Origin of the sequence: Streptomyces niphimycinicus, assembly GCF_018883605.1 — a bacterium.
Lineage (GTDB): Bacteria > Actinomycetota > Actinomycetes > Streptomycetales > Streptomycetaceae > Streptomyces > Streptomyces niphimycinicus.
This window is the reverse complement of sequence record NZ_JAHLEM010000242.1, coordinates 1-19,843: the sequence shown is the minus strand read 5'-3', so window position 1 is coordinate 19,843 and position 19,843 is coordinate 1. Positions and strand designations below refer to the sequence as shown.

Sequence of the window (19,843 nt, the reverse complement as noted above, 5' to 3'; positions counted from 1 at the left end):
GGCCGTGACCGTACGATGCCGGGATGACGTTTCGGCTGACGCTGGTCGCCGCCGGTCGCAGCTCTTCCCGGCTGGGGGAGCGCTTCGGTGACGACCGGCCGCTGGATCCGGAGGGCCGGCTCGCCGCCGAGCGCGCGGCCCCCGCGCTCGTACCGCTGGCCGCGGCGGAGCTGCGCTACTGCTCGCCGTCGGCCCGCAGCCGGGAGACCGGCGATGCGCTGGGCTTCACCCCGCTGGTCCAACTCGCCCTGCGCGACTGCGACATGGGCCGCTGGGCGGGCCGCTCCCTCGCCGATGTGATGGCGCGCGAACCGGGCGAGGTGGACGCCTGGCTCGGCGATCCGCGCTCGGTGCCGCACGGCGGGGAGTCGCTGCACGCGTTCATCATGCGGATCGGCGGCTGGCTGGACACCCGCCCGGCCGAGGACCACGCCAAGATGGTGGCCGTCGCCGACCCCGGGGTGGTCCGCGCCGCCCTGATGTACGCCATCAAGGCGCCGCCGCACTGCTACTGGAACGTCGACATACGCCCGCTCTCCACCGTCACCCTCACCGGCCGCGCGGGCGAGTGGCGGCTGCGTGTGGACGGGGCGTGAGGGGAGTGCTCACGGCGCCTCGGTGATCTCCTCGGCAGTGCTCACGGAGCCTCGGTGATCTCCTCGGCCAGCAGATCCATCAGCAGGCCGTCGTGCCACGTGCCGTCGGGGCCGCGCTCGTAGGAGCGCATGATGCCCACGGGCCGGAAGCCGACCTTGCCGTAACAGCGGATCGCGGCGGCGTTGTCCGCCGCCGGGTCGATCACGATCCGGTGGTGGCCGTGGTCGGTGATCAGATGGCGGGCCAGGGTGCGTACGGCGTCGGTGCCCAGCCCCCGCCCGTGCACCGCCGGGTCCAGATAGATGTCGATGCTCGCATGCCGGTAGTCCGGCTCGTCCTCCGCCGCCCACTGGATCATGCCGATCACCGCGCCCCCGTACTCGATGCTCAGATGCTCGGCGCCGGGCTCGGCCAGGTCCTCGCGCACCGCCGCCACCAGGTCCTCGCCGCCCCGCCAGCGCGCGTGGACCTCGGGCTTCGCGCGGATCGCGGCCAGGACGGGGACATCGGAGGGATCGGTGGGGCGCAGCACCACCTGTGCGCCCCGCAGGGTTCTCGGCATGGACGGGACGATCCCAGGAACCGCGGGCGGTGGCCAGGGTGCGTCGTTCTGCCCAGGGCCCTTTCGGGAAAGGGCCCGGCACCAGATATCTTGATGTCGAGCAATGTTGCAGACGTGGAGCGGAGCACCCGGTGACTGACTCGACCATCATCTATACGCACACGGACGAGGCCCCTGCCCTCGCGACGTACTCGTTCCTGCCGGTGATCGAGGCATACGCCTCGACGGCCGGGGTCACCGTGGAGAGCCGGGACATCTCTCTGGCGGGCCGGATCATCGCCCAGTTCCCGGAGCACCTCGAAGAGGGCCAGCGCATCCCCGACGCCCTCGCCGAGCTCGGCGACCTTGCCAAGACCCCTGAAGCCAACATCATCAAGCTGCCGAACATCTCGGCCTCGATCCCGCAGCTCAAGGCCGCGGTCGCCGAGCTCCAGGAGCAGGGCTACGCGCTGCCCAACTACCCGGACGACCCGAAGACCGACGAGGAGCGGGAGATCCGCGCCCGTTACGACAAGGTCAAGGGCTCCGCCGTGAACCCGGTGCTGCGCGAGGGCAACTCCGACCGCCGCGCCCCCGCCTCGGTGAAGAACTACGCCAAGGCGAACCCGCACCGCATGGGCGCCTGGACGGCCGATTCCAAGACCAATGTGGCCCATATGGACACCGACGACTTCCGCTCCACCGAGAAGTCCGCGGTGATCCAGGAGGCCGGTTCGCTGCGCATCGAGCTGGCTGGCGACGACGGCTCCACCACCGTGCTGCGCGAGTCGGTGCCGGTGCTGGCGGGCGAGGTCGTGGACGCCTCCGTGATGCGCGTCGCGGCGCTGCGCGAGTTCCTCTCGGCGCAGGTCGGCCGCGCCAAGGCGGAGGGTGTGCTGTTCTCGCTGCACCTGAAGGCCACGATGATGAAGGTCTCCGACCCGATCGTCTTCGGCCACGCCGTACGGGCCTTCTTCCCCAAGACCTTCGCCGCGCACGGTGAGGCGCTCGCCGCCGCCGGACTCACCCCGAACGACGGTCTGGGCGGCATCCTCAAGGGCCTGGAGGCCCTGCCCGAGGGTGCGGCGATCAAGGCGTCCTTCGACGCCGAGCTGGCCGAGGGCCCAGAGCTGGCCATGGTCGACTCCGACCGCGGCATCACCAACCTGCATGTGCCGTCCGACGTCATCGTCGACGCCTCCATGCCGGCCATGATCCGCACCTCCGGCCACATGTGGGGCCCGGACGGCGAGGAGCACGACACCCTCGCGGTGATCCCGGACAGCAGCTACGCCGGGATCTACCAGGCCGTCCTCGACGACTGCCGCGCCAACGGCGCCTTCGACCCGGCCACGATGGGCTCGGTGCCCAACGTCGGCCTGATGGCGCAGAAGGCCGAGGAGTACGGCAGCCACGACAAGACCTTCGAGATCCCCACCACGGGCACCGTCCGCGTCCTGGACGCGGCGGGCAACGCGGTCATCGAGCAGGTCGTCGGCGCCGGTGACATCTTCCGGATGTGCCAGACCAAGGACGTGCCGATCAAGGACTGGGTCAAGCTGGCCGTCACCCGCGCCCGCGCCACCGGCGACCCGGCCGTCTTCTGGCTCGACGAGGGCCGGGCGCACGACGCCAACCTCATCGAGAAGGTCAAGGCGTACCTGCCCGAGCACGACACCGAGGGCCTGGACATCAAGATCCTCTCGCCGGTCGACGCGATCAAGCTCTCGCTCGAGCGGATCCGCCGTGGCGAGAACACGATCTCGGTCACCGGCAACGTCCTGCGTGACTACCTGACCGACCTGTTCCCGATCCTGGAGCTGGGCACCAGCGCCAAGATGCTCTCGGTCGTCCCGCTGATCAACGGCGGCGGGCTGTTCGAGACCGGCGCGGGCGGCTCCGCGCCCAAGCACGTCCAGCAGCTCGTCAAGGAGAACTACCTGCGCTGGGACAGCCTGGGCGAGTTCCTCGCCCTCGCGGTCAGCTTCGAGCACCTCGCGCAGAAGACGGGCAACGCGCGGGCCCAGGTCCTCGCCGACACCCTGGACCGGGCGACCGGCTCCTTCCTCGCCGAGAACAAGTCGCCCAGCCGTCGCGTCGGCGGTATCGACAACCGCGGCAGCCACTTCTACCTGGCCCTGTACTGGGCCCAGGAGCTGGCCCGGCAGACCGACGACGCGGCCCTGGCCAAGGCGTTCGCCCAGCTCGCCGAGGTGCTCACCGCCCAGGAGCAGACGATCGTCGACGAGCTGCTCGCCGTCCAGGGCTCCCCGGTCGACATCGGCGGCTACTACCAGCCGAACACGGCCAAGGCCGCGGCGGTCATGCGCCCGTCCGCGACCCTCAACCAGGCCCTCGCCACCCTCGGCTGACGCCCCGGCGCACCGCTGCGCCCCGGCCGGAACTCTCCGGCCGGGGCGCTTCGTTTTCTCCCCTATGGCCTGTCCGCTGCCGATGGCGTAAGACTTCAGAGCCATTTGCCCGCCGGTCCGTACCCCCAGCGGCGTAGGGCATCCCATCCCAGCGAAGGTTTCTCCCCAACTGCCCCATGAGAAAGGGTGATTGCGTCACAACACAGACTGCCCATAAGGACTCCCCACGTGCGAACCAGACCATTCGTCCATGTCCTGGCGGCGAGCACCCTCGCGGCCCTGGTACCGGCCCTCGCCCCGGCCACCGCCTCCGCAGCCGGCAACCCCCTGGAGCCGTACCTCGGTCAGAAGCCGGCCTGGCACCGCTGCGCCGACGACACTCCGGCCTCCTACCGGTGCGCCACCATCAAAGTCCCGCTGGACTACAGCCGCCCCGACGGCAAGAAGACCGATCTCGCGATATCGCGCATGAAGACCAGCACCCCGGCCGAGCGCCGCGGTGTACTGCTGCTCAACCCCGGCGGCCCGGGCGGCCCGGGCATCGGCATGCCGCTCTCGCTGGCCACTGAGCTGCCGAAGTCGGTGACGCGGAAGTACGACCTCATCGGCTTCGACCCCCGCGGGGTCGGCCGGAGTTCCCCCGTCACCTGCGGTCTGACCGGCAAAGAGGAGAGCTGGGAACGCCCTTACCGGGACGAGACGTTCACCCGGGACGTGAAGTGGGCGCGCACCGTCGCCGAGAAGTGCGACAAGGAACAAGGCGACAAGCTGCGCCACATCACCACCCGGAACACCGCTCGCGACATGGATGTCATCCGGGCCGTGCTGGGCGAGAAGAAGATCTCCTACCTGGGGTACTCGTACGGCACCTACCTCGGCGCCGTCTACACGCAGATGTTCCCCCGGCGCGCCGACCGCTTCGTGCTGGACAGCTCCGTGGACCCGGAGCGGATATGGCGCGGCATGATCCAGATCTGGGCCGAGGGCGCCGAACCCGCCTTCACGCGGTGGAGCGAGTGGACCGCCCAGCGGCACAGCACCTACAAACTGGGCAAGACCCCCGAGGCCGTTCGCAAGACCTTCTGGGACCTCGTCGCCCAGGCCGACCGTGAGCCGATCGAGCTCGACGGCCAGAAGCTGACCGGCGACGACATCCGCGGCGGCATCCGGGCCTCGCTCTTCACGGTGCGCGAGGGCGCGGAGGCCATCGCCAGATTGAAGAAGGCGGCCGACGGGGCTCCGGCCCGCACCGGCGAGTCCGCGGCGCCCAGCCGCCCCAGCCGGCCGGCCTTCGGCAGCGCCGCGGCCCCGGACAACGGCACCGCCGCCTTCTGGTCCGTCGTCTGCGCCGACACCCGCAACTGGCCGCGCGACCCCGAGCAGTACCGCAGCGACGCGCTGCGGGACAAGGCGAAGTACCCGCTGTACGGCGACTTCGGATCCACCATCAAGCCGTGCGCCTTCTGGAAGAAGGAGGGCAGCGAGCCCGCCACCAAGGTCGACAACAAGGTCGGCGCGCTGATCCTCCAGAACGAGTGGGACTCGCAGACGCCGCTGGCCAGCGGTCGCGGTATGCACCGGGCCATGAAGGGCTCGCGGATGGTCACCGTCGCCGGAGGCGAGGGCCACGGCGTCTACGGCTACACCAAGTCGTGCGCGGACAAGCCGGCCACCGGCTATCTGTCCACCGGCCGTCTCCCGGCGCAGGACCTGACGTGCCGTACGCCCGCGGCACAGCGCGAGCAGGGCTTCAAGAAGCTGCCCCTTCCCGCGCCTTCGGGACTCCCGGGGACGACGAACGGCTTCTGATCCGTTCCGCCGGACGATGAGGTGATGTGGGGCTCCAGCAGGGCTGGGGCCCCACATCACGTAGGTGCGTCTACCGGCCCGCGGGCGCCGGTGCGAGGCCGTCCTCGACCAGCCCGGCGAGGACCGCTTCGCCGAGGGCGTGTACGGCGGACTGGGGCCGGACCATGACGGTGAACTCCTTGATCCGGCCGTCGTCGGCGAAGTGCAGCAGGTCGATGCCGTGGATCTCCTTGTCGCCCACCCGGGCGCGGAAGAGCAGCACCGCCGACGCGGCGGAGGTGCCGTCGGTGCTGGTCCGCGCGGTACCGGTGTAGTCGCCGACGTAACGGAAGTCCTCGAAGGTGCGCAGCAGGACCCCGAAGAGGCCCAGCACCATCGGCTTGCCCTCGAAGGGGGTGAACTTGACGGGGCTGTAGAGGCGGATGTCCTCGGTGAACAGCTCGTCCAGGGCCGTCAGGTCCTTGTTGTGGACGGCGGCACGGAAACGGTCGGCGGCGTTCATCGCGGCCCCACCTTCACTAGTCATGGATGTGATTAGTCATTTTCATGACTACCATGGTTCCGTGTCCGGCGGCAGAGGCATTGCGGCGGCACATTCCGGCGCCAGAGGCACGAAGGCGGCGGCACGAAGGCGGCGGCATGAAGGCGGCGGCATGAAGGAGGCGGTCCCATGGCCCTACGGCACGCCGTGCTGGCAGCGCTGCTCGAGGGGGAGCTCAGCGGATACCAGCTCACCAAGGCGTTCGACATCGGCGTGGCGAACTTCTGGCACGCCCAGCCACAGCAGCTCTACGCCGAGCTGACCCGCCTGGAGAAGGACGGGCTCATCGCGGGCCGGGAGGTGGCCCAGGAGACCCGCCCCACCAAGCGGCTGTTCCGGGTGACCGACGCCGGGCTGGCGGAGCTGGAGGAGTTCACGGCCGCCTTCGCGAAGCCCTCCTTCATCCGCGACGACCTGCTCGTCAAGGTCCAGGCCGCCGACCATGTCGACACCGAGACCCTGATCGGCCGGCTCACCGAGCGGGCCGCCTTCGCCCAGGCCAAGATCGACCTCTTCGGCAAGCTGCTGCGCAAGATCCGCGGTGACCGCACCGAGGAGGAGTTCCTTCGCCACGGCCGCCCCATCGGCCCGTATCTGACCTGTCTGCGCGGTCTGGCCCTCGAACAGGGCAACCGCGACTGGTGCGAGCGCACGATCACGGTCCTGCGACAGAGGGAGCACACCCATGCCCGGCACTGACGCGCCCTACCGCCGCTATGTCGCGCTGGGCGACAGCCAGACCGAGGGCCTGGGCGACGGCGACGAGGCCACCGGTCTGCGCGGCTTCGCCGACCGCCTCGCGGAACACCTCGCCCACCACAACCCCGGCCTCTCCTACGCCAACCTCGCCGTACGGGGTCGCCTGGCCGCGCAGGTCCACACCGAGCAGCTCGCACCCGCGCTGTCCCTCCGCCCCGACCTGGCCACCGTCGTCGCCGGGGTCAACGACCTGCTGCGCCCCCGCTTCGACGCCGACCAGGTCGCCCACCACCTGGAGGCGATGTTCGCCGAGCTCACCGCCCAGGGCGCCCGCGTGGCCACGCTCACCTTCCCCGACCCCGCCCGCATCACCCCGCTGGCGCGTCCCCTCGCTCCGCGCGTCGTCGTCCTGAACCAGCGCATCCGCGAAGCCGCCGGGCGCCACGGGGTCACCGTCGCCGAAACCAGCCGGCCCCCCGTCGTCGCCGACCCCCGGCTGTGGAGCAGCGACCGTCTGCACGCCAGCCCCCTCGGCCATCAGCGCATCGCCGCCGCCCTCGCCCACGCCCTCGGCCTGCCCGGCACCGACGACACCTGGACCCATCCGCTGCCCCCGCCGGCGACCCCCGTGCCCACCGGATGGCGCGCCGCCCCCGGCGAACTGCGCTGGACCGCCACCTTCCTCGGCCCCTGGCTCACCCGGCGGCTCCGGGGCCGCTCCTCCGGCGACGGCCACACCGCCAAGCGCCCGGACCTGGGCCCGGTGGACGCGAGGCGCCCGGGCTGAGCGGAGCGGTGCGACCGTCAGAAGTCGTACGGCTTCTCGGTGTTCCAGTTCAGCACGTCGGCCTCGTTCCAGCGGAACTCCGGCTGCTCGCCCTTGGAGTCGACGGAGTAGAAGGGGCCGTCCTGACCGTCCGCGCCGCGCAGCGCGATGGCGAACGACTGCGCCGTCTGGTTCTTCGAGCCGTAGTCGAAGAGGTTCACCGCGCTGTACACCGTGCCGCCGGGCCGGAGCGTGATGCGCTTGTCGCCGGCCGTGTCGTCCTTCTTCGAAAGCGGGAGCGCGGCGCTGTCGACATCGCCGCCGAGCTTCACGGACGGGTACGAGGTGACCCAGCACGGCTTGTCGCCCTCGTTCGACGCGGTGATCAGCAGGTGGTCGCCCTGCTGCCCGGCGAGCTGGTGCACCGCGGTGACCATCATCTCGTCGCCGCGGCACTGCTGGGCGGCGGTAGCGGCCTTGTTCGTGACCTCGTCCGACCCGCCCGAGGCGGTCGTCGAGCGCTCGCCCGTCTTGGTGTCACCGCCGCTCTTGGCCTGCTCCGCGCCGCCCTTGGCGTCCCCGTTGGACACCGACCGGCTCTGCGAGGTACCGGCGGCCTTGTCGCCGCCCGCCGCCTTCGAGTCGCCGTCGGCGCCGCCGCAGGCGGTCAGGCCCAGCGCCAGCGCGGCGGTGACGGTGGCCAGGGCGGCGGTACGAATCCGGGAAGTACGCATGATCAGGTTTCTCCTGCGCCTTGTGCGGGAGCCTTCTTTGGCGTCCCGCGGTGTGAACACCACTTTTCCGGGGGCCGCTGACGTTCTGGAAACGCTTCACTCACGCCTGGCTCACGTCCCGCAAACGAACCGCGAGCGGCGGGGAGGGCTTTGCATAACACTGCGATCAATCGTATAGTCATGCCATCGCGTGAGGGAGGAAGACGGCAATGGCCATACGTGCTGCGGTGGCGGGCGCGAGTGGATACGCGGGCGGCGAACTGCTGCGTCTGCTGCTCGCCCACCCCGAGGTGGAGATCGGCACCCTGACCGGCAACTCCAACGCCGGGCAGCCCCTCGCCGGGCTCCAGCCCCATCTGCTTCCGCTGGCCGGGCGGGTGCTGGAGTCCACCACCGCGGAGGCGCTGGCCGGACATGACGTGGTCTTCCTGGCGCTGCCGCATGGGCAGTCCGCCGCCGTGGCCGAGCAGCTCGGCGACCAGGTGCTGGTCATCGACTGCGGCGCCGACTTCCGGCTGAAGGACGCGGCGGACTGGGAGAAGTTCTACGGCTCGCCGCACGCCGGCACCTGGCCCTACGGCCTCCCCGAGCTGCCCGGGGCCCGCTCCGCGCTGGAGGGGACCAAGCGCATCGCGGTTCCGGGCTGCTATCCCACCGCCGTCTCCCTCGCGCTCTTCCCGGCGTACGCCGCCGGGCTGCTGGAGCCCGAGGCGGTGATCGTCGCCGCTTCCGGGACCTCCGGCGCGGGCAAGGCGCCCAAGCCGCATCTGCTGGGCAGCGAGGTCATGGGATCCATGAGCCCGTACGGCGTCGGCGGCGGCCACCGGCACACCCCAGAGATGATCCAGAACCTGTCGGCCGCGGCGGGGGAGCGGGTCTCGGTCTCCTTCACCCCGACCCTCGCCCCGATGCCTCGCGGGATCCTCGCCACGTGCAGCGCCACCGCTCGGCCCGGGGTGACCGGGGAGAGCCTGCGGGCCGCGTACGAGAAGGCGCTGCGGGACGAGCCGTTCGTCACCCTCCTCCCCGAGGGCCAGTGGCCCTCCACCGCCGCCGTCCACGGATCCAACGCCGCGCTGCTCCAGGTCGCCCATGACGAGGCGGCCGGCCGCGCCATCGTGATCAGCGCCATCGACAACCTCACCAAGGGCACCGCCGGTGGCGCGGTGCAGAGCATGAACATCGCCCTCGGCCTCCCCGAGGAGCTGGGACTTTCCACGATCGGAGTCGCTCCATGAGCGTTACGGCAGCCCAGGGCTTCACAGCCTCCGGCGTCGCGGCAGGCATCAAGGAGAACGGAAACCCCGACCTCGCACTCGTCGTGAACACCGGCCCGCGCCTCGCCGCCGCGGCCGTCTTCACCTCCAACCGCGTCAAGGCCGCCCCCGTCCTGTGGTCCGAGCAGGTCCTTAAGGGTGGCCAGGTCTCGGCCGTGGTCCTCAACTCCGGTGGCGCCAACGCCTGCACCGGCCCGCTGGGCTTCCAGGACACCCACGCCACCGCCGAGAAGGTCGCGGACGCCCTCGGCCACAGCGCGGGCGAGATCGCCGTCGCCTCCACCGGGCTCATCGGCGTCCGGCTGCCCATGGACGCGGTGCTGTCCGGGATCGGCAAGGCCGCCGAGGCGCTCTCCCCGCACGGCGGCGAGAAGGCCGCCATCGCGATCAGGACCACCGACACCGTGCACAAGACGGCCGTCGCGCAGAGCCCCGCCGGCTGGACCGTCGGCGGTATGGCCAAGGGCGCCGGGATGCTGGCCCCGGGCCTGGCCACCATGCTCGTCGTCCTCACCACCGACGCCGATGTGGACACCCCCGGGCTGGACACCGCGCTGCGCGCCGCCACCCGCACCACCTTCGACCGGATCGACTCCGACGGCTGCATGTCCACCAACGACATGGTGCTGCTGATGGCCTCCGGCGCCTGTGGGGTCACGCCCGAGGCCGCCGAGTTCGCCGAGGCGGTCCGCGAGGTCTGCGCCGATCTCGCCCGCCAGTTGATCGGGGACGCCGAGGGCGCCTCCAAGGACATCCGGATCGAGGTCGTGGGCGCGGCCACCGAGGACGACGCCGTGGAGGTGGGCCGCTCCATCGCCCGTAACAACCTCCTCAAGTGCGCCGTGCACGGCGAGGACCCCAACTGGGGCCGGGTGCTCTCCGCGATCGGCACCACCTCGGCCGCCTTCGAACCGGACCAGCTCAACGTCGCGATCAACGACGTCTGGGTGTGCAAGAACGGCTCGGTGGGCGAGGACCGCGAACTGGTCGACATGCGCTACCGCGAGGTCCGCATCACCGCGGACCTCGCGGCAGGCAGCGAGTCCGCGGTGATCTGGGCGAACGACCTGACGGCCGACTACGTCCACGAGAACAGCGCGTATTCGTCTTGACGTCCCCGCTTGGTTGTCGCGGGTCCCCGCCGTCGCCGACGAGGGTTCCTGCTTCACTGGCGACAGCCCGCTCGGACGCATCCGAGACAGGTCTTACATCGCCTCCACAGGCCAGCACCGCCCGCCCGGCGGCTGAAACGAGAGTCTTCCGGAAGTCGGATATGACGGTCAATCACTCGTATGAGGGAAAACAACCCACCCGTAAACACACCGCCCTGCCCAAGGCCCGCATCCTCATCGAGGCGCTGCCCTGGCTGACCCGGCACCACGGCAAGACCGTGGTGATCAAATTCGGCGGCAACGCCATGGTCGACGACGAGCTGAAGGCCGCCTTCGCCCAGGACGTCGTCTTCCTGCGCCACGCGGGCCTGCGCCCCGTCGTCGTCCACGGCGGCGGCCCCCAGATCAGCGCGCAGCTCGACCGGCACGGTCTGGTCAGCGAGTTCAAGGCCGGACTGCGGGTCACCACCGACGACGCCATGGATGTCGTACGGATGGTGCTGGCCGGACAGGTCCAGCGCGAACTGGTCGGGCTGCTCAACCGGCACGGCCCGCTCGCCGTCGGCATGACCGGCGAGGACGCGCACCTGATGTCCGCCACCAAGCACTTCGCCGAGATCGACGGCGAACAGGTGGACATCGGCCGGGTCGGCCAGATCACCGAGATCGACACCGGCGCGGTCCAGGCCCTGCTGGACGACGGCCGGATCCCGGTCGTCTCCTCCATCGCCCGCAGCGCCGATGACGGCCATGTCTACAACGTCAACGCCGATACGGCCGCCGCCGCCCTCGCCGTCGCGCTGGGCGCCGAGACGCTGGTCGTGCTCACCGATGTCGAGGGCCTCTACGCCGACTGGCCCAACAGCGACGATGTGATCAGCAAGCTCACCGCGAGCCAGCTCGAGAAGCTGCTGCCGGAGCTGGCCAGCGGCATGGTGCCGAAGATGGAGGGCTGTCTGTACGCCGTGCGCCACGGGGTCACCACCGCCCGGGTGCTGGACGGACGCGTACCGCACGCCATCCTGCTGGAGATCTTCACCGACGAGGGCATCGGCACGATGGTCCTGCCGGACGGGACCGTGATCGACCCGCAGAACCAGAGCGACCAGAGCGAGCAGAGCGAGCAGAGCGAGCAGGGCGACAAGGGGGAGGACCAGTGAGCAACGCGGAGCTGAAGCAGCGCTGGCAGGGGGCGCTCATGGACAACTACGGCACCCCCCGCCTCCCGCTCACCCACGGCAAGGGCACCAAGGTCTGGGACGCGGACGGCACCGAATACCTCGACTTCGTCGGCGGTATCGCCGTCAACTCCCTCGGCCATGCCCACCCCGCCGTCGTCCGGGCCGTGTCCGACCAGATCGCCACCCTCGGCCATGTCTCCAACCTCTTCGTCGCCGAGCCCCCGGTGGCGCTCGCCGAGCGGCTGCTCCAGCTCTTCGGCCGCTCCGGACGCGTGTACTTCTCCAACTCCGGCGCGGAGGCGGTCGAGGCCGCCGTCAAGATCGGGCGGCGCACCGGGCGCACCCATATGGTGGCCACCACCGGCGGCTTCCACGGCCGCACCATGGGCGCCCTCGCGCTGACCGGCCAGCCCGCCAAGCAGGACCCGTTCCTTCCGCTGCCCGGCGATGTCACGCATGTGCCGTACGGGGACGTGGCGGCGCTGCGCGCGGCCGTCACCACCGACACCGCCCTCGTCATCGTGGAGCCCATCCAGGGCGAGAACGGCGTCGTCGTGCCGCCGGCCGGCTATCTGGCGGCGGCGCGGGAGATCACCCGGGCCACCGGCACCCTGCTGGTGCTCGACGAGATCCAGACCGGCATCGGGCGGACCGGGCACTGGTTCGAGCACCAGGCGCAGGGCGTCGAGCCCGATGTCGTCACCCTCGCCAAGGGGCTCGGCGCCGGGCTGCCCATCGGCGCCACCCTCGCCTTCGGGCCCGCGGCCGACCTGCTGACCCCGGGTCAGCACGGATCCACCTTCGGCGGAAACCCCGTCGCCTGCGCCGCCGCGCTCGCCGTCCTCGACACGATCGCCGCCGACGGCATCCTGGACCGGGTCAAGCGGGCGGGGGAGCGGCTGCGTAACGGAATCGAATCGCTCGACCACTCTCTGGTAGCCCGGGTCCGCGGCGCCGGGCTGCTGCTCGGTATCGTGCTCACAGAGTCCCTCGCACCGCAGGTGCAGCAGGCGGCTCAGGACGCGGGACTCCTGGTGAACGCGGTCGCGCCGGATGTGGTCCGGCTCGCCCCGCCGCTCGTCATCGCCGACGAGGAGGTGGACACCTTCCTCCGGGAGCTGCCCGCCGTTCTGGACGCCGCACGCGAGGGTGACGGGGAACGACGAGCCGGAGACTGACGACACCGATGACCGAGGCGCAGCACACCGACGCGCAGGACGCCAACCACGGCGGACCGGCCGTGCCGCAGACCCGCACCGCACGCCACCGCCGGATCGTGGACATCCTGAACCGGCAGGCCGTGCGCTCCCAGAGCCAGCTCGCCAAGCTGCTCGCCGACGACGGGCTCTCCGTCACCCAGGCGACGCTCTCCCGGGACCTGGACGAGCTGGGCGCGGTGAAGATCCGCAACACCGGCGGTGAGCTGATCTACGCGGTGCCGAGCGAGGGCGGCGACCGCACGCCGCGCGCCCCGCTCGGCGAGTCGGCGAGCGAGGCGCGGATGGCCCGGCTGGCGGCCGAGCTGCTGATCTCGGCGGAGGCGTCGGCCAACCTCGTGGTGCTGCGCACCCCGCCGGGCGCCGCCCAGTTCCTCGCCTCGGCCATCGACTCGGCGGAGCTGCACGACATCCTCGGCACCATCGCGGGCGACGACACCCTCATGCTGATCAGTCGCGACCCGGTGGGCGGCCAGCAGTTGGCGGACCATCTGCTGCGCCTGGCCCAGAAGGAGCGTTAGGGGAGGCCCGGCGGGCTGCTCCGCTCCCCTCCCGCTCCTCTCCCCTCCCGCGGGAAGGGGCGGGGCGGGGAAAGATCCACCGGGCACCCCTCGGCGCGAAGAGACCCGCCCGGAGATCCCCTAGGCGCTCGCCGCCTTCTCCGTCCCGCGCGCCCGGTACGACATCCAGGCCGCCACCACCGCGCCCGAAACGTTGTGCCAGACGGAGAACACGGCGGCCGGAAGCGCGGCCAGCGGGCTGAAGTGGGCGGCGGCCAGGGAGGCGGCGAGCCCGGAGTTCTGCATGCCGACCTCGAAGGCCATGGCACGGCTGGCGGGCGCGCCCAGCCGGGCCACCTTCCCGGCGCCGTATCCCAGCGCCAGGCCGAGCCCGTTGTGGAGCACCACGGCGAGCAGCACCAGCGCCGCCGCCGACTTGATGGTGTCCGCGCTGGCGGCCACCACGACCGCGACGATCACGCCGATGGTGACGGCGGACAGCCAGGGCAGCAGCCCCAGCACCCGGTGGAGGTACCGCCCGGCGACCAGCCGTACGACCAGCCCCCCGATCACCGGCAGCAGCACGGTCTTGAGGATGTCGGTGACCATCGACCCCGCGTCCACCGGCAGGAACTCCCCGGCCAGCAGCAGCGTCAGCGGTGGGGTGACCAGGGGCGCGAGCACCGTGGAGACGGTGGCGACCGAGACCGACAGGGCCACATCGCCGCGCGCCAGATAGGTGACCACATTCGAGGCGGTTCCGCTCGGCGCACAGCCGACGAGGATGACTCCGGCCGCCAACTGCGGGGAGAGACCGAGGGCGTTGGCGATCAGCCACCCCAGCCCCGGCATGATCACATAGTGCGCGACCAGGCCGAGGGCCACCGCCCACGGCCGCTTGACCACACCCGAGAAGTCCTGCGGGGTCATGGTCAGCCCCATGCAGAACATGATCACGCCGAGCAGATAGGGCACGTTCGGCGCCCAGCCGCTGAAGGTGCCGGGCGTGGTGAGGCCCGCCGCACCGGCGGCGAGGACCAGGATGGGGAAGACGGTGACGGCCCGCCGGGCCGCCCGGTCGGCGGAGGTGGACTCCGGCGACGGCGACGGCGACGGCGACGGCGAGGGCGCCTGGGCCGCCGTCGTCGAGGGGTCCGCCGCGGAGCTCTTCGATTCGGATCGCACCGCGTGATCGAACGCTTCCGGAGGCACCTTCCGCAACACCGTCTCGTTATGTGGTCACTACACCCACTATGGCGAGCCAAGAGGCGGCAGCGGCAGCGGAAGCCCCGGCAGACCGTCGATGCTGCTGGCGATGTGCTCCTTCTTGTGGAAGTAGCGGTCCAGCGACGCGTCGTCCTCCCGCCGGAAGCGGTCGCCGTGCAGCGTGCGCTCCTCGCGATAGTCCATGAAGGGGACCGCGTAGCCGCAGGTGTCCCGGATCAGCTCGGCCGTCACCACGATGACCGCCCGCAGCCCATGGGCGTCCACGTCGACGCCCGGGAAGTGCTCCAGCAGCGCGCCGAAGCGCGGATCGTCACGGAACACCGGCTCGCCCCGGCCATGCACCCGCACGATGTTCGGCGGGCCGGTGAAGGCGCACCACATCAGGGTGATCCTGCCGTTCTCCCTCAGATGGGCGATGGTCTCCGCGTTGCTCCCCGCGAAGTCCAGGTAGCCCACGGTCAGTTCGTCGAGTACGGCGAAGGAGCCGGTGAGCCCCTTCGGAGAGAGGTTCACCGTGCCGTCCCCGTTCAGCGGGGCGGTGGCGGTGAAGAAGATCTTCTGTTCTTCGATGAAGGTGCGGAGTCTGCCGTCGATGCGTTCGTACACCTTTCCCATGTGGCGCATTATCCTCACGGGTGGCCGCCCGGGCGATGGTTCCATGGGCGTATGGCCGCCAAGAAAGCCTCCGCGCGCGCGTCCGCGACCGGGCCCGCGATCCGCATCCGCCGGGTGTACGACACCCCCGGCCCGGACGACGGCACCCGTGTCCTGATCGACCGCGTCTGGCCCCGTGGCCTCGCCAAGGCCGACGCCCACCTGGACGAATGGACCAAGGACGCCGCACCCTCCACCGAACTGCGCCGCTGGTACGGCCATGAACCGGACCGCTTCCCCGAATTCACCCGCCGCTACCGCGCCGAACTCACCACCCCGGAGCGCCAGGCGGCCGTCGACCACCTCCACGCCCTGGCCACCTCCGGCCCCCTGACCCTCCTCACGGCCGTGAAGGACCTCGACCACGGCCATGTCCAGGTGCTGGCCGAGGCGATCCGCGACCGCGAATGAACCCCGCGACGGTCAGCCGCTCGGTGTGTCGTCGTCGCGGAAGCACCGGGACGTGACATCGACGGAGATCAGCGGCCATCACTGGGCCAGGGCGTGGTCGACGAGGCGGAGGGCGGCCCTGGCCTGGGCCTCGGCTGGTGCCTCGTCGGTGCGCAGCGTGAAAGTGGCGGTGGTCGCGGCGCGGCTGCCGTCGGCTGTGACGCCGCTCTCCGAGACGATTCCGAGGTGGGTTCCGCCGTGGAACCATATGCCCTCGCCGTTCCGTCCCCCGGGCCGCCAGGCGATGCCCATGCCGTAGCGCACGCCGTCGGCCGGAATCCAGCCGTCGGCCGCCACGGTCCGTTTCATCGCGGACAGTTGGGCGGGGCGCAGCAGCCGGCCGCCCAGCAGCGCGCGCAGGAAGACGGCGTGGTCGTGGGTGGTACTGATGATGCCGCCGTCCGCGCCGCCGCCGGAGGCGAGGGAGGTGTCGGTCAGATGCGGGCTGCCCGGGAACTGTGTGTATGCCGTCGCGGTCGGCTGCGGGACATACGCGGAGGTGCCCGGAATGAGGGTGTTCCTGAGCCCGAGCGGTTCGATGATGCGTTCGTGGATCTCCTGGGCCCAGGGGTGTCCGGTGACCTGTTCGATGATGAGGCCCACGATGACGTAGTTGGTGTTGGAGTAGCCCCAGCGCTGTTCCTCCGCCGGGTCGGCGGCGTCCGGCACCCACAGCGGAGGCTCGCTCAGGGCGGCCTCTAGCTGTTCCCGCGGCGTGGAGGCCCGGAACCGTGTCTTGAGGTAGCCCTCGGGGGTGAACACGTCCTCTCCGCCCGCTGCGGCGAGGTAGTCGTTCAGGCCGCTTGTCTGGCGGAGCAGATTGGCGATGGTGATCTTGCCGCCGTTGTTGCCGTTCCCCTTGACCACCCCTGGCAGCCACCGTTCGACGGCGTCGGTCAGTGCGAGTCTGCCTTCGCCGGCCAACTGCATGGCGATGGTGGCGGTGAAGGGTTTGGTGTCGCTGCCGAGGCGGTAATAGGCGTCCCAGGGCACCGGGCGACCGGCCGTCAGATCCGCTGTGCCGGCCCGCGCGAGGGTGCGCCCCCGCGCGCTGAGCACCTCCGCCAGCACTCCGGTGGCCCCGGTCGCCCGGATCGCGTCTACGTCGGCCTGGAGGGCGTCGTGTCCGCGTGGCCGCCCGCCGGTGGGCACCGCCGAGGCGGTGCCGGAGCCGGTGCCCACCAGAACGGCCGCCGCGGCAGCCGCCATACCCTTGCGCCGGCTGATGACCGGTCCCCTCGGGCTCATCGGGCGGCTCCCGTGGGGGCGCAGGTGATGTCGTCGGCCGGCAGCGTTCCGCCGCGCAGGTAGTCGTTGACGGCCTGGTCGGCACAGGGGACGGGCTGATGGCCGTCGATGCCCCGCCCGTAGACACCGTGCGAGCGGATGTCCGCGGTCACCAGGCGCGAGCCGGTGAGCCTGCGGTGCAGTGCCAGGGCGCCGTCGTAGGGGACGTTGTTGTCCCGACGGGCCTGCAACATCAGGACGGGCACGTTGTTGTGGATGGAGGTGCCCGGCTCCCGCGGTTCGGTCTTCCAGAACGCGCACGGTGCGATCATCCCGTTGACCACCGGGCCGAAGACCGGCTGCGTGGCGCGGCTGCGAACGCTGTTGTGCCAGTACGTCTCCGGGTTCTTCGGCCAGCCTCCAGCGGGCCAGCCGCCGTCACCGCACATGAACAGCGCCCCGCCCACCATGCTGTCCTCCAGGTCCGGCGAGTTGAGCAACTGGAGCATGGCGGCGAGCTCCGGGCCGGGCTCGACCGGCTTCCCGGCGTCGGCGTCGGCCAGATCGCGCACCACCGAGGCCAGGGCGGCGTCGTTCTCCTGGTGCTGGACGAGCTGCCGGAGCAACAGCCGCAGCACGGGGGCGTTCAGATGCTGTCCGCCGACCGCCACTGGTCGGCGCTCGGCGTGATCGAGCAGCTCCTGAACGGTGGCCCGCACCTGGCTGCCGGTCGAGCCCAGCCGGTACCGGTCGTTGTGCCGGGCGGCCCATCCGGCCCACTCGTCCAGCCCCGCCTCCAGCGGGTCGCCGGCCCGCTGGAACAGCTCGTACTGGGTGGCGGCCGGATCGGTGGAGGAGTCGATGACCACGCGGTCGGCCCGGCGGGGGAACAACTGGGTGTATACGGCGCCCAGGTCGGCACCGTAGGAGACGCCGTAGTAGGACAGTCCGGATTCGCCCAGCGCGGCCCGGATCGCGTCCATGTCGCGGGCCACGTTCCGGGTCGAGGCGTGCGGCAGCAGCTCCGCGTTGTCCCCGTACTCCTGGCAGCGCCGAGCCGTGTCCCGCGCGGACCGGACCGTCTCCTCGAAGTCCTCGCGCGGGGAGGTGACCGGGCCGGGTGGCGGCGAGGGATGTCCGGGCGCGCAACGGATGGGGGTGCTCTCGCCGAGGAACCTCGGGTCGAAGCCGATCAGGTCGTAAGTGTCCGCCACCTCCTTCAGCGCCGGGCGGAGCGCGAGGGTGTTGGCGAGACCGGTCCCGCCGGGGCCACCGGGGTTGGACAGCAGAATGCCGCGCCTGCCGGCCGTGGAGGTGGCCTTGATCCGCGATATCGCGACCTGGATGGTACGGCCGCCGGGGTCGGAGTAGTCGAGGGGGACGGTCACCTTGGCGCACTCCGCCCCCGCCGCGTTCAGCTCCGTCTGAGCCTTTGAGCAGGGCCCCCAGACGAGGCGCTGGTGGTGGGCAGGGGCACCGTCAGTGGGTTGACGTGGTGCGGCCGTGGCGGGCACGGCCGCGGTGAGTAAACCGGCCAGACCCAGGCTGATGGTGGCCGCGGACGGGACGCGCATGGTGCTCCTCGGATCGGACGAAGCTGTCACCCACGACGCTAGGAGCGCACATGACGCCGGACCATGCGGCTGCCCGGTTCACATTTCCTGGTGAGTACGGTATTGACAGGCAGCGGACTCCACTCCCAAGAAGCGCACTGGGGAGGGGAGGGGCGGATACCTGAGTACTTCTGCTCAGAGTGCCTGAGTGCTCCTGCTCAGAGTGGCTGAGTACTCCTGCTCAGAGTGTCAGTGGGACGCTCGGATCGGGCACCGGCCCTATACGCACAGCCCCGCCGTATAGCGGGCGAAGCCGCTGGTGTGCCAGGTGGCGCCGTCGGCGGTGATGACGAACGCCTCGGCGTCGGCGAGCCGTCCCAGCCAGGCGCGGGCGCGGCCGGCGCCCATCGCGCAGGCCGCCGTGGCCCAGGCGTCCGCGTCGGCCAGACTGGTGGCGATCACGGTGACCGAGGCCAGGCCCTGGGCCGGGGGGCGCCCGGTGCGCGGGTCGATGATGTGGCAGCCCCGCTCGGCCGGGCCGGAGGTGGCTACGGCCAGTTCGCCGTGTGCCTCCACGACCGCCGCCAGCTCGCCCCGGCGCAGCGGATCGGCGATGCCCACCCGCCAGGGGCCGCCGTGCACCTGGACGTCGCCGCCGCCGTTGACGCACACCGACCCGGCGCCCGAGGAGACCAGCATCCGGGCGGCGCGCTCCACGGCCCAGCCCTTGACCAGGCCCGTCGGGTCGGGCCGGCCACCGGCGTAGCGGGCGCTGAACCAGCCGCCGCTGCGGTGCTCGGCCTCCTCGCACATCCGCAGCACATCCCAGACCTCCGGGGCGCACCGCGACAGCGTCAGCTCACCGCGCCGCAGCCGGCTGATCTCGCTGTCCGGGCGATAGGTGGAGAACAGCTCGTCCACCCGGTGCAGCCCCACCACGGCCCCGTCCAGCGCGGCCTGCACCCGGGGCCGGTCGGCGGCCGCGACCTCGCGCAGGTCGAAGGAGAAGACCGTGCCCATGACGTGCTCGACATGGCGCAGCGGCTCGGGCCGGTCCGTCTGGTACGTCATCGGGCACCCGCCTTGTCGAGAGCGCTCTGCAAGGACTTGGCATAGCCCTCGCTCGTGTAGGTGGCACCGGAGACCGTGTCCACCTTCGCCGCGGAAACCGCCTGCTGATTCAGCTTCGGGATGGAGTCCTTGGCGATCTGCTCGCTCTGCGGCCCGGAGTTCGGCGTCTTGACCGCCCGTGCGCCGGTGATCTTCCCGCCGCTGACGGTCAGGCTCACCTGGACCGGGCCGTACTGGGTCTGCGCGACGTCGCCGGTGACCGTACGGGCGCCGCCCGCCCCCGCCCCGGCCCCCGCGCCGCCGCCGCCCGGCGGT

General features: G+C 71.2%; 20 protein-coding genes. 11 read left to right on the top strand and 9 right to left on the bottom strand.

The features are described from left to right. The first annotated feature begins 23 nt into the window (after positions 1-23). On the top strand, positions 24-596 hold the full coding sequence (locus tag KN815_RS22180) for a histidine phosphatase family protein (protein WP_216343688.1): 573 nt from the start codon (positions 24-26) through the stop codon (positions 594-596). 41 nt (positions 597-637) lie between these two features. Here the strand turns inward: KN815_RS22180 and KN815_RS22175 are convergent, their stop codons facing one another. Next, positions 638-1,159 carry a GNAT family N-acetyltransferase gene (locus KN815_RS22175; RefSeq protein ID WP_216343687.1) on the bottom strand — a complete coding sequence of 174 codons (522 nt, stop codon included), beginning with the start codon at positions 1,157-1,159 and terminating at the stop codon, positions 638-640. Between the two features lie 131 nt (positions 1,160-1,290). On the opposite strand from KN815_RS22175, the gene KN815_RS22170 reads away from it, so the two are divergent. Both KN815_RS22170 and KN815_RS22165 read left to right on the top strand, forming a co-directional pair. Next, positions 1,291-3,510 carry an NADP-dependent isocitrate dehydrogenase gene (locus KN815_RS22170; RefSeq protein WP_216343686.1) on the top strand — a complete coding sequence of 740 codons (2,220 nt, stop codon included), beginning with the start codon at positions 1,291-1,293 and terminating at the stop codon, positions 3,508-3,510. Positions 3,511-3,738: 228 nt separating this feature from the next. Continuing rightward, entirely contained in the window at positions 3,739-5,319 is a 1,581-nt protein-coding gene (locus tag KN815_RS22165) for an alpha/beta hydrolase (protein WP_216343685.1), read from the top strand. Positions 5,320-5,389: 70 nt separating this feature from the next. Here the strand turns inward: KN815_RS22165 and KN815_RS22160 are convergent, their stop codons facing one another. Next, on the bottom strand, positions 5,390-5,821 hold the full coding sequence (locus KN815_RS22160) for a nuclear transport factor 2 family protein (protein WP_216343684.1): 432 nt from the start codon (positions 5,819-5,821) through the stop codon (positions 5,390-5,392). A 168-nt stretch (positions 5,822-5,989) separates the two neighbouring features. On the opposite strand from KN815_RS22160, the gene KN815_RS22155 reads away from it, so the two are divergent. Beyond that, positions 5,990-6,559, top strand: coding sequence for a PadR family transcriptional regulator (locus tag KN815_RS22155; protein ID WP_216343683.1), 570 nt, complete (start codon positions 5,990-5,992; stop codon positions 6,557-6,559). Beyond that, a complete protein-coding gene (locus tag KN815_RS22150; RefSeq protein ID WP_216343682.1) occupies positions 6,546-7,346 on the top strand; it encodes an SGNH/GDSL hydrolase family protein in 801 nt (266 codons plus the stop codon). Before KN815_RS22155 ends, KN815_RS22150 begins: the two co-directional genes overlap by 14 nt. Positions 7,347-7,363: 17 nt before the next feature. Here the strand turns inward: KN815_RS22150 and KN815_RS22145 are convergent, their stop codons facing one another. Next, positions 7,364-8,059, bottom strand: a complete 696-nt coding sequence (locus KN815_RS22145) for a DUF4232 domain-containing protein (protein WP_216343681.1) — start codon at positions 8,057-8,059, stop codon at positions 7,364-7,366. 209 nt (positions 8,060-8,268) lie between these two features. Here KN815_RS22145 and argC point away from each other — a divergent pair, with 209 nt between their 5' ends. From argC to KN815_RS22120, 5 genes are all read left to right on the top strand, one after another. Beyond that, a complete protein-coding gene (argC, locus tag KN815_RS22140; protein ID WP_216343680.1) occupies positions 8,269-9,297 on the top strand; it encodes an N-acetyl-gamma-glutamyl-phosphate reductase in 1,029 nt (342 codons plus the stop codon). After that, positions 9,294-10,448 carry a bifunctional glutamate N-acetyltransferase/amino-acid acetyltransferase ArgJ gene (gene argJ, locus KN815_RS22135; protein ID WP_216343679.1) on the top strand — a complete coding sequence of 385 codons (1,155 nt, stop codon included), beginning with the start codon at positions 9,294-9,296 and terminating at the stop codon, positions 10,446-10,448. Before argC ends, argJ begins: the two co-directional genes overlap by 4 nt. A gap of 161 nt (positions 10,449-10,609) precedes the next feature. Beyond that, complete coding sequence (argB, locus tag KN815_RS22130; protein WP_216343678.1) at positions 10,610-11,608, top strand: acetylglutamate kinase; 999 nt, start codon at positions 10,610-10,612, stop codon at positions 11,606-11,608. Continuing rightward, the gene (locus KN815_RS22125; RefSeq protein WP_216343677.1) at positions 11,605-12,807 is read left to right on the top strand and encodes an acetylornithine transaminase; all 1,203 of its coding nucleotides are present in this window, start codon (positions 11,605-11,607) and stop codon (positions 12,805-12,807) included. Before argB ends, KN815_RS22125 begins: the two co-directional genes overlap by 4 nt. 8 nt (positions 12,808-12,815) lie before the next feature. After that, positions 12,816-13,367: an arginine repressor gene (locus KN815_RS22120; protein ID WP_059147992.1), complete on the top strand. Its 552-nt coding sequence runs from the start codon at positions 12,816-12,818 to the stop codon at positions 13,365-13,367. Positions 13,368-13,487: 120 nt separating this feature from the next. Here the strand turns inward: KN815_RS22120 and KN815_RS22115 are convergent, their stop codons facing one another. Next, a complete protein-coding gene (locus KN815_RS22115) occupies positions 13,488-14,531 on the bottom strand; it encodes a bile acid:sodium symporter family protein (RefSeq protein WP_253209159.1) in 1,044 nt (347 codons plus the stop codon). A 66-nt stretch (positions 14,532-14,597) separates the two neighbouring features. After that, a complete protein-coding gene (locus tag KN815_RS22110; protein ID WP_216343675.1) occupies positions 14,598-15,188 on the bottom strand; it encodes a pyridoxamine 5'-phosphate oxidase family protein in 591 nt (196 codons plus the stop codon). 51 nt (positions 15,189-15,239) lie between these two features. Here KN815_RS22110 and KN815_RS22105 point away from each other — a divergent pair, with 51 nt between their 5' ends. Next, positions 15,240-15,638 carry a DUF488 domain-containing protein gene (locus KN815_RS22105; protein WP_216343674.1) on the top strand — a complete coding sequence of 133 codons (399 nt, stop codon included), beginning with the start codon at positions 15,240-15,242 and terminating at the stop codon, positions 15,636-15,638. A 78-nt stretch (positions 15,639-15,716) separates the two neighbouring features. On the opposite strand, the gene KN815_RS22100 is transcribed toward KN815_RS22105, so the two are convergent. The 4 genes from KN815_RS22100 to KN815_RS22085 all read right to left on the bottom strand — a co-directional run. After that, positions 15,717-16,925 (bottom strand): serine hydrolase domain-containing protein, encoded by a 1,209-nt coding sequence (locus tag KN815_RS22100; protein ID WP_216343673.1) that lies wholly within the window; start codon positions 16,923-16,925, stop codon positions 15,717-15,719. Further along, positions 16,922-18,478 (bottom strand): alpha/beta hydrolase, encoded by a 1,557-nt coding sequence (locus tag KN815_RS22095; RefSeq protein ID WP_216343672.1) that lies wholly within the window; start codon positions 18,476-18,478, stop codon positions 16,922-16,924. Before KN815_RS22095 ends, KN815_RS22100 begins: the two co-directional genes overlap by 4 nt. A gap of 258 nt (positions 18,479-18,736) precedes the next feature. Then, positions 18,737-19,528 (bottom strand): FAD:protein FMN transferase, encoded by a 792-nt coding sequence (locus KN815_RS22090; protein WP_216343671.1) that lies wholly within the window; start codon positions 19,526-19,528, stop codon positions 18,737-18,739. Then, a partial coding sequence (locus KN815_RS22085) for an FMN-binding protein (protein ID WP_216343670.1) occupies positions 19,525-19,843 on the bottom strand: 319 nt, incomplete at its 5' end. The genes KN815_RS22090 and KN815_RS22085, both read right to left, overlap by 4 nt.

Excerpts from the sequence above, each read along its gene's own strand:
- argB (WP_216343678.1), top strand. The coding sequence starts at position 10,610 with ATGACGGTCAATCACTCGTATGAGGGAAAACAACCCACCCGTAAACAC.
- KN815_RS22100 (WP_216343673.1), bottom strand. The coding sequence starts at position 16,925 with ATGAGCCCGAGGGGACCGGTCATCAGCCGGCGCAAGGGTATGGCGGCT.
- KN815_RS22145 (WP_216343681.1), bottom strand. The coding sequence starts at position 8,059 with ATGCGTACTTCCCGGATTCGTACCGCCGCCCTGGCCACCGTCACCGCC.
- KN815_RS22160 (WP_216343684.1), bottom strand. The coding sequence starts at position 5,821 with ATGAACGCCGCCGACCGTTTCCGTGCCGCCGTCCACAACAAGGACCTG.
- KN815_RS22110 (WP_216343675.1), bottom strand. The coding sequence starts at position 15,188 with ATGGGAAAGGTGTACGAACGCATCGACGGCAGACTCCGCACCTTCATC.
- KN815_RS22090 (WP_216343671.1), bottom strand. The coding sequence starts at position 19,528 with ATGACGTACCAGACGGACCGGCCCGAGCCGCTGCGCCATGTCGAGCAC.
- argC (WP_216343680.1), top strand. The coding sequence starts at position 8,269 with ATGGCCATACGTGCTGCGGTGGCGGGCGCGAGTGGATACGCGGGCGGC.
- argJ (WP_216343679.1), top strand. The coding sequence starts at position 9,294 with ATGAGCGTTACGGCAGCCCAGGGCTTCACAGCCTCCGGCGTCGCGGCA.
- KN815_RS22180 (WP_216343688.1), top strand. The coding sequence starts at position 24 with ATGACGTTTCGGCTGACGCTGGTCGCCGCCGGTCGCAGCTCTTCCCGG.
- KN815_RS22105 (WP_216343674.1), top strand. The coding sequence starts at position 15,240 with ATGGCCGCCAAGAAAGCCTCCGCGCGCGCGTCCGCGACCGGGCCCGCG.
- KN815_RS22150 (WP_216343682.1), top strand. The coding sequence starts at position 6,546 with ATGCCCGGCACTGACGCGCCCTACCGCCGCTATGTCGCGCTGGGCGAC.
- KN815_RS22095 (WP_216343672.1), bottom strand. The coding sequence starts at position 18,478 with ATGCGCGTCCCGTCCGCGGCCACCATCAGCCTGGGTCTGGCCGGTTTA.
- KN815_RS22175 (WP_216343687.1), bottom strand. The coding sequence starts at position 1,159 with ATGCCGAGAACCCTGCGGGGCGCACAGGTGGTGCTGCGCCCCACCGAT.
- KN815_RS22120 (WP_059147992.1), top strand. The coding sequence starts at position 12,816 with ATGACCGAGGCGCAGCACACCGACGCGCAGGACGCCAACCACGGCGGA.
- KN815_RS22155 (WP_216343683.1), top strand. The coding sequence starts at position 5,990 with ATGGCCCTACGGCACGCCGTGCTGGCAGCGCTGCTCGAGGGGGAGCTC.